We start from the raw sequence: 8485 nt of genomic DNA on the forward strand, positions 1-8485 counted from the left end.
GAATAAAGTTGAAGAAGAAAAAGAGGGCGAAGCGAAAGAAGAAACAGAAGGAAAAAATAAAGACAAAAAAAATAATTCTGATTCTAAAGAAGAAAAAAGCGAAACAAAAGAAGCTGAGGAATAATTAATGGTTCCAAAAAAGAAAAAATCAACGTCAAAAAAATCTGCGGCTAAGGTCTCTAAACCTGCTAAGGTTAAAGCTGTTCAGCCTAAACTTGAGAAGGTTTTAAAACCTAAGGCAGAAAAGGCTGCTCCTTCGGTAAAAAAGAAAATAGAAAAAGCACCAAAAATTGTAAAAAAAGCCGAAGAAAAGCTTCCCAAAATTGCTAAAAAAGTCAAAGAAGAAAAAATAAAGGAAATTCTAAAAGCTCACCCTCCTGTTAAAGAAGAGAAAAAAATTGAAGCAAAAATAGAAAAAAAACCTTTGCATGTAAAGCATGCCGCTCCAGTAATACCGCCTAAAGCAGAAGTAAAACCTGAAATAAAAGAAAAAAAAGCGCCTGAAGCGATTCCAAAAGCACCTGCTGAACCCGAAAAAGCCCCGCAAGAAGTTCCTGCAAAAACAGCTCCCGTTAAAGAAGCGCCTGCATTTAAGGGCGAAATAAAAATAAATGAATTAGTTACAGTGAGAGCCTTATCAGAAAAAATAAATGTTAAACCCGGCGATATTTTGAAAAAACTTATGAGTATGGGCAGCCTTGGAACGATAAATCAAAGATTGGATATTGATACTGCAACACTTCTTGCCGGAGAGTTTGGATATCAGGTTAAATTTGATTCTTTATATACCGAAGAAGCTTTGGAAGAAGAAAAAGAAGATCCAGCAAAATTAAAGCCTCGTTCTCCTGTTGTAACCATCATGGGGCACGTTGATCACGGCAAAACTTCTTTGCTTGACTATATAAGAAAAAGCCGGGTAGCTGAAGGGGAAGCGGGGGGAATTACTCAGCATATCGGTGCTTATAAAGTAAAAACGCCCAAAGGCGAGATAACATTTTTGGATACTCCCGGCCATGAAGCTTTTACTGCAATGCGTTCAAGAGGCGCACAGGCTACGGATATTGTTGTTTTGGTTGTTTCTGCGGCAGACGGGGTTATGCCCCAAACAGTTGAAGCTATTGACCATGCCCGCGCGGCCGGTGTCCCAATCATTGTAGCGATAAATAAAGTTGATATTCCTACCGCAAATCCGCAGCAGACAAGACAGGAACTCAGCAAATATAATTTGATATCGGAAGATTGGGGCGGAGATACGATTATGGTGGAAGTTTCCGCTAAGATGGGGACAAATGTTGAACGGCTTTTAGAAATGATACTTATTAAAGCTGAAATGATGGAACTAAAAGCAAACCCTGATACGCTTGCAAAAGGCGTTGTTGTTGAAGCAAAGCTTGATCAAAAAAAAGGAGCTGTAGCGACGGTCCTTATTAAAAAAGGTAAACTGCATATCGGAGACAATTTTGTTGTAGGACAAACTTACGGCAAAGTTCGCGCGATGACTAACGATTTAGGCCAACGTATTAATGAAGCAGGGCCTAGCGTACCTGTGGAAATATTAGGATTTAGCTGGACACCCCAATCAGGCGATCGCCTGGTTGTAGTTGAACAGGAATATCAGGCTCGTGAAATCGCTGAAGCCCGCCGGGGAAAAATACGTGAAGATGCGCTAAAGCCCAGACACCATTTATCGTTAGAAGATATATCAGCCGGTAAAGGCAAAGATCTGCGCGTAATTTTGAAAGCTGATGTCCAAGGGTCTTTAGGAGCTCTTTCAGATTCTTTGGAAAAACTTTCCACAAATGAAATAAATCTTAAAATAATTCACAGAGGTATAGGTTCAATTAAAGAGTCCGATGTTTCGCTTGCCGCGGCTTCTGATGCTCTGATTATAGGTTTTAATATAGTCCCTGATTCTTTGGTTGAAAAATTAGCTGAAAAAGAAGGCGTGAGCATAAGGGTATATCGGATAATCTATGACCTAATTAACGATGTAACAAAGGCAATGGAAGGGCTTCTTGAACCTCAAATTAAAGAAAAAAGCATCGGAAAAGCACAGGTTAAACAGGTTTTTAAAGTCTCTAAGATAGGAACAATTTCGGGTTCTATGGTCACAGAAGGAAAAGTGGTCCGCGGAGCTAAAGTGCGCCTTTTAAGAGATAATGTAATCGTATACCAGGGACAAATTATTTCTTTAAGAAGGTTTAAAGATGACGTTAAGGAAGTGGAAAAAGGCTTTGAATGCGGTATAGGACTTGAAAATTTTTCGGACATTAAATCCGGCGATATAGTAGAAGCTTTCACCGAAGAAAAAATCGCAAGAAAACTTTAGTTATTTGAAAATATTGAATTCAAAGAATTTAATTATATGTTAAGTTATAAAAGATCAGTTAGAATTGCGGAGCTCATACAAAAAGAAATTGCAAAAATTATGCAGGAGCTTAAAAATCCTGAAATTGGTTTTGTTACGATTACAGGAGTAAAACTGACTGACGATCTTCTTGATGCCAGAGCCTACTATTCGGTAATGGGAAGTCAGGAAGAAATTGAAAAAACGAAGGCAATAATTACGGATTCAATCCAAGAGATACGCCATCAGCTTGCTTTGCGTTTAAATTTGCGCCGAACACCCACCTTAATATTTTCTTATGATGATACTCCGGAAAAAGCCGCCCATGTGTTTGAATTGCTCGAAAAAATAAAAGAGGAAGACTCAGAACCTGAAACAAAGAAAAGCAATTCGTGTCCCCGAATAAAAAAGAAATAATGGATAAACATACCAGAAAATTAAGCCAAATTCTAAGCTCTATAAAAAAGTGCAAAACTTTTTTTATTGCAGGGCATACCAAGCCTGACGGGGATACAATCGGGGCAAGCATAGCTCTGGCATCCCTTCTTAAAAGGCTGGGTAAAAAAGCAGAAATTTACTCAAAAGAAGAAGTTCCTTATTATTTAAAATTTTTAAAAGGTTCTGAAAATATAAAAGCTGCAAATAAAGTAAATAAGAAATTTGACTGCGCCATAATACTTGAATGTTCGGACCTCAAGCGCATGGGCAACATAATAAACAAAAAACAAGCGGAAATATTCATCAATATTGATCATCACAGGGTTTTCAATAATTTTGGAAATATAAACTATATTGACCCAAAAGCTTCATCCAGCGCGGAGCAGATATACGGTTTATTCAGATATCTTAAAATGAAAATCAATAAAAATGAGGCAGAAGCTCTTTACACGGGGCTTGTCTCGGATACGGGAAAATTTCAATTCTCAAATACAACAGCAAAATGTTTTTATATGGCTGCCGACCTAATAAATTCCGGTGTCAGGCCTGAAAAAATGCTCAGAAATATTTACGAAGGCAATAAAATTTCTTCGCTTTATCTTTTGGGCCTAGCTCTTGAAACGTTAAAACTCAAGAATTCAGGGATGGTCGGCTACATGCATATAACGAATTCTATGTTTAGAAAAGCAGGTTCTGATTATTCGGAAACCGAAAATATTATTAATTATCCCATGGCAGTTGAAGGAGTAATAGTTGGAGTTTTATTCAGGGAAACAGAAGAAAGAGATAACATAAAGGTGAGCCTCCGTTCTCGCGGAAACATTGATGTAAGCGCGATTGCCAAGCATTTCGGCGGAGGGGGGCACAAAAATGCTGCAGGATTAAATCTAAACGGGACTCTAAAAGAAGCAGAAAAAAAGTTTTTTGATTTTATTACGGATTATCTAAATGGTTGACTTAGAAGGCCTTATAAGCATTAACAAACCGCCAGAAATCACTTCGTTCGGTGTAGTAAAAAATCTTAAGAAAATCCTAGGCATAAAAAAAGCCGGCCATTGCGGCACTCTTGATCCGATGGCATCCGGAGTTCTTTTAGTGCTTTTGGGACGTTCAACAAAATTACAAAACTCTTTTATGGAACTGAAAAAATGCTACCGCGCTAAATTTCTTTTAGGCATAACCACTGATACGGGAGATATTACCGGGAAAGTAACTGCCAGGAAAGAATACAGGGAAATGAAACCCGAAAAAGTTATGGAAATACTGAACAGTTTTATAGGTGAAATTGAACAAGTCCCTCCTATGTATTCTGCTTTGAAATACGGCGGAAAGAAATTATATGAATTAGCAAGGAAGGGTATTGAAGTAGAAAGATTTCCAAGAAAAATAAAAATTTATAACATTGAATTCATTTCGCAGTATGATAATATGCTTGAAATACGAGTTGAATGTTCAAAAGGCACTTACATACGTTCTCTGGGAGAAGATATCGGGAAAAAATTGGGATGCGGAGCAACAATGACTTTTTTGTGCAGGGAAAAAGTCGGTCCGTTTACGGTTAAAGATGCATTCAATTTGGATACTCTGAAAAATTTAGATAAGAAAACCGTCATGGAAAAGATTATTCCTGAAAACGCTCTTTCTTCTTTTGTAAAAGGCGATTAAATATGAATTCTTCCTGCGTTGCCATCGGAACTTATGATGGGCTTCATAAAGGCCACCAGGGCCTAATAGCAAAAGTCCTTGAAATTTCAAAAAAGAAAAAATTAAAAAGCATTGTAATTGCTCTTTCAAAACCGGTCCGTCACGTATCAGGAATTTTAACGGAACTAAAAGAAAAAAAAGATCTGATAAGCCAGTTTCCTGTTGACGACATATTTATTCTGCCGGTAACTGATGAGCTGGTAAAAATTACCGCGAAAGATTTTTTTGAAAAATACCTGATAGATAAACTAAATGTTAAACATTTGGTAATAGGCAGAAATTTTGCTTTCGGCCACGGAAGGCAGGGGAATGTTAAATGGCTGAGAAAAAATTGTCTGAAAAATAAAATAAATTTGACGGTAAAAAGTTTTTCTTGTTCACATGGAAAAGCTATTTCTTCGTCCCGAATCAGGACCCTTCTTCACCAGGGAAGGATTGAACATGCCGGGAAACTTTTGGGCAGAATTTACAGCTTTGAAGGAGTCCCGCTTAAAGGAATGGGAATCGGGAAAAAAATCGGTATTCCGACAATCAATCTAAAAGTTAATAAAGGAAAACTTTTGCCGCTAGGCGTTTTTCTGGCAGTAGTCAGGGCAAAAGGCGCATTTTTTCCAGCAGTTTTAAATATCGGCAGTAGACCGACTTTTTTTAATAAAGGTGAAGTTGTGCCTGAAATAAATCTGATTGGTTTTAAGGGTAAATGGGGGAAGACAAAACTAAAAGTATTTTTTTTAAAGCACCTTAGAAATGAACGCAAATTTAGAAACATAAATGAATTGAAAAAACAATTAGATAAGGATTTAAAAGCGGCTCGCCGTTTTTTTAGTTTTACATTTTAGTTAAAATTATGTAAAATATCTAAATTATTAATTTCCTAAGGAGGAAAATGTAATGAATTTAAACAAAAAAACTGTAGTTGAGGGTTTTAAAACGCATTCTACAGATACGGGTTCACCCGCTGTCCAGATTGCACTATTAACCGGCAGAATTAAATATCTCACTGAACATTTTAAAACTGCTCCTAAAGATTTTACTTCTCGTTCCGGTTTTTTAAAGCTAATCAGTCAAAGAAGACGGCTTTTAGATTATTTGAAAATACATAAAAAAGACTCTTACAACGAAATAATTAAGAAACTGGATTTAAGAAAATAAAAACAACAGGGATAAGTGGTAAGAGGTAAGTAGTAAGTGACCCTAAGAGTCACTTAATCCTTATCACTTAACGCTTAACACTGTTTTTAAAAAGGGGAATTATAGTGAAAATTGAAAAAGAATCTATTGAGCTTGGCGACAGGACGTTAACGATTGAATTTGGCGAGATGGCAAAGCAGTCCAACGGTTCGTGTGTTGTCCGTATGGGTGATACTACCGTTCTTTGCGCGGTTGTGGCCGCGAAAGAGCCCAATGAAAAAAAGGACATGCTTCCTTTAACGGTTAACTACCGCGAAAGGACCTATGCCGCGGGAAAAATACCCGGAGGTTTTTTTAAACGCGAAGGCCGCCCCAGGGAAAATGAGATATTAGTTTCAAGGCTTATTGACCGCACTATACGCCCTCTTTTTCCTCCGGAATGGTTCAATGACACGCAGATCACCGCTTTAGTTTTATCCTATGACGGTGAAAATGATTCGGATGTTATAAGCATAATCGGTACTTCTGCCGCCTTAATGCTTTCAGATATTCCTTTTAACAATCCGGTTGGATCGGTCAGAATAGGAAAAGTTGATAATAAATTTGTTGTCAATCCCACTATTTCTCAGCAAGAAATTTCCAGCCTTGATCTTGTGGTTTCGGGAACAGAAGAAAATCCCTGCATGGTTGAAGCCGGAGCAAGCGAGCTGTCCGAAAATGAAATAGAAGAAGCTCTTATCTTAGCCCAAAAAGAAATCAAGAAAATATGCGCGTTACAGAAATCTTTTAAGGGTAAGGGGAAAATTAAACCGCCTGAAATTAAGATAGACCAAAATTTAAAAAATGAAATTGAAAAATCGGCTAATTCAAAAATTGAAGAATTCGTGAGAATTGCCGACAAAGAAATACGCGAAAAAACCTGGGAAGATTTTAAGAAAAGCGTTGTTGAAAATCTTTTAAAGGATTATCCAGAACAGGAATCAACAATTAAAAATCTCCTAGAAGAGATTTTTTATATAAAAGCAAGAGAACTGATTTTGAATAAAAATGTCCGTACTGACGGAAGAAAACTTAATGAAATAAGAACGATTAACTGTAAAACAAGTATTCTTCCAAGAACTCACGGTTCAAGCCTTTTTACCAGAGGGCAGACTCAGGCGCTGGTTACTGTTACACTGGGCGCTCCGTCTGACATGCAGCGTATGGATGAACTTGGAGGCGATTATAAAGAACGCTTTATGCTTCATTACAATTTTCCAGGTTTTGCTACAGGCGAAGCAAAACCTGAAAGGGGTCTAAGCAGGCGGGAAATGGGGCACGGCGCTTTGGCACGGAGATCTCTTTTACCTTTGCTGCCTCCCGAAGAAGAATTTCCTTATGCAATAAGAATTGTTTCAGATATTTTAGAATCAAACGGATCTTCTTCAATGGCTTCCGTTTGCGGAGGCTCGCTTGCTCTTTTTGACGCAGGTGTGCCGATTAGTTCGGGATGCGCCGGTATCGCAATGGGATTGATTAAAGAGGGAAATAAATACGCAATTTTAACCGATATCTTGGGAATGGAAGATCATCTTGGCGACATGGATTTTAAGGTTGCCGGCACACGCAAAGGCATAACCGCGCTGCAGATGGATATAAAGATTACGGGCATCACAACTGAAATTATGGCGGAAGCTCTTGAACAAGCAAGGATAGGAAGAATGTCAATACTTGATAAAATGGAAGCCGAAATTCCAAAGCCAAGAGCTGAACTTTCAAGCTACGCGCCCAGAATTATTTCAATTACGATAAACCCTTCAAAAATTGGCGCGCTTATCGGCCCCGGCGGGAAAAATATCAGAAAAATTCAGGAAGACACAGGGGTTAAAATAGATGTTACCGACGAAGGAAGGGTTTCAATTTCTTGCGATGATGCCTTGGCTCTGGCAAAAGCAAAAGAGATGGTAGAATATCTTACGGCTGAAATTGAAGTCGGGCAGACATATAAAGGAAAAGTCACAAGGCTTATGAATTTCGGCGCTTTTGTGGAAATTCTGCCGGGCAAGGAAGGCCTGGTTCATATTTCTCAGCTATCAAATGAAAATGTCAAAAAAGTTGAGGATGTTGTAAGCGAAGGCGATGAGATAACGGTTAAAGTTATTGAGATAGACAAGCAGGGGCGTATTAATTTAAGCAAAAAAGCGGTGCTATAAAATCTTAAAGGATAAAGCTATGAATAATTCAAAAGAAAATTCTTTAAGCAACGGTCTTAAAAAAGAAATTTCTGCGCTTTACGAGATAATGCGGAATGAAAAATTAGAAGAACTTGAAATTGAAGAAAAAGACTTTTATGTTCATTTAAAGCGGAAAGGAAAAACTGTAAAAGCAGTTCCTCAGGCAGCAGCGGCTCAAGCTTCTCCGGCGCAGCAGGAACAGACTTCCGTTACAGCTGAAATTCAAGCCACAGGAGAAACAATACAGTCGCCGATTATGGGAGTTTTTTACCGCGCTCCTTCGCCGACGCTCTCTTCTTTTGTAAAAGAGGGAGACATCGCAAATCCTGGAAAAACCGTATGTATCGTTGAGGCTATGAAAGTTATGAACGAAATTAAATCAGAGTCTAAAGTAAAAATAGTTAAGATACTTGTTGAAAACGGAAATCCTGTGGTTGCCGGGCAGGATTTGTTTGTAATAGAAAAAGTATAAGGTTCTAACATGCGAGATCAGATCGGGCTTACTTCCGGAGAAATTTGGAAATACTTGATAGAAAAAAATAATGCCACAGTAATCGAATTAAAATCCAAGCTTGGCATTTCAAATACCTTATTGCATCTTGCTTTGGGCTGGCTTATGCGCGAAAATAAAATTGAGCTGCTTGAGTCCGGA

8 protein-coding genes are annotated in these 8485 nt (G+C 38.1%); all 8 read left to right on the top strand.

The window, feature by feature from the left end; translation table 11 throughout:
* Window positions 1-127: 127 nt before the first annotated feature.
* The 8 genes from infB (at window position 128) to accB (ending at window position 8305) form a co-directional block, all read left to right on the top strand.
* Entirely contained in the window at window positions 128-2329 is a 2202-nt protein-coding gene (gene infB, locus NT145_03045) for a translation initiation factor IF-2 (protein ID MCX5781668.1), read from the top strand.
* Between the two features lie 36 nt (window positions 2330-2365).
* Window positions 2366-2764, top strand: coding sequence for a 30S ribosome-binding factor RbfA (gene rbfA, locus NT145_03050; GenBank protein ID MCX5781669.1), 399 nt, complete (start codon window positions 2366-2368; stop codon window positions 2762-2764).
* Window positions 2764-3741 carry a bifunctional oligoribonuclease/PAP phosphatase NrnA gene (locus NT145_03055; GenBank protein MCX5781670.1) on the top strand — a complete coding sequence of 326 codons (978 nt, stop codon included), beginning with the start codon at window positions 2764-2766 and terminating at the stop codon, window positions 3739-3741. The genes rbfA and NT145_03055 overlap by 1 nt, the downstream gene beginning before the upstream one ends.
* A complete protein-coding gene (gene truB, locus NT145_03060) occupies window positions 3734-4450 on the top strand; it encodes a tRNA pseudouridine(55) synthase TruB (protein MCX5781671.1) in 717 nt (238 codons plus the stop codon). The genes NT145_03055 and truB overlap by 8 nt, the downstream gene beginning before the upstream one ends.
* A 2-nt stretch (window positions 4451-4452) precedes the next feature.
* Window positions 4453-5328 (top strand): riboflavin biosynthesis protein RibF, encoded by an 876-nt coding sequence (gene ribF / locus NT145_03065; GenBank protein MCX5781672.1) that lies wholly within the window; start codon window positions 4453-4455, stop codon window positions 5326-5328.
* Window positions 5329-5380: 52 nt separating this feature from the next.
* Complete coding sequence (gene rpsO / locus NT145_03070; GenBank protein ID MCX5781673.1) at window positions 5381-5641, top strand: 30S ribosomal protein S15; 261 nt, start codon at window positions 5381-5383, stop codon at window positions 5639-5641.
* Window positions 5642-5745: 104 nt separating this feature from the next.
* Window positions 5746-7812, top strand: coding sequence for a polyribonucleotide nucleotidyltransferase (gene pnp / locus NT145_03075; GenBank protein MCX5781674.1), 2067 nt, complete (start codon window positions 5746-5748; stop codon window positions 7810-7812).
* 19 nt (window positions 7813-7831) lie between these two features.
* Window positions 7832-8305, top strand: coding sequence for an acetyl-CoA carboxylase biotin carboxyl carrier protein (accB, locus tag NT145_03080; GenBank protein ID MCX5781675.1), 474 nt, complete (start codon window positions 7832-7834; stop codon window positions 8303-8305).
* Window positions 8306-8485 lie beyond the last annotated feature (180 nt).

It is taken from the genome of Elusimicrobiota bacterium (genome assembly GCA_026388075.1).
Taxonomy (GTDB): domain Bacteria; phylum Elusimicrobiota; class Endomicrobiia; order Endomicrobiales; family JAPLKN01; genus JAPLKN01.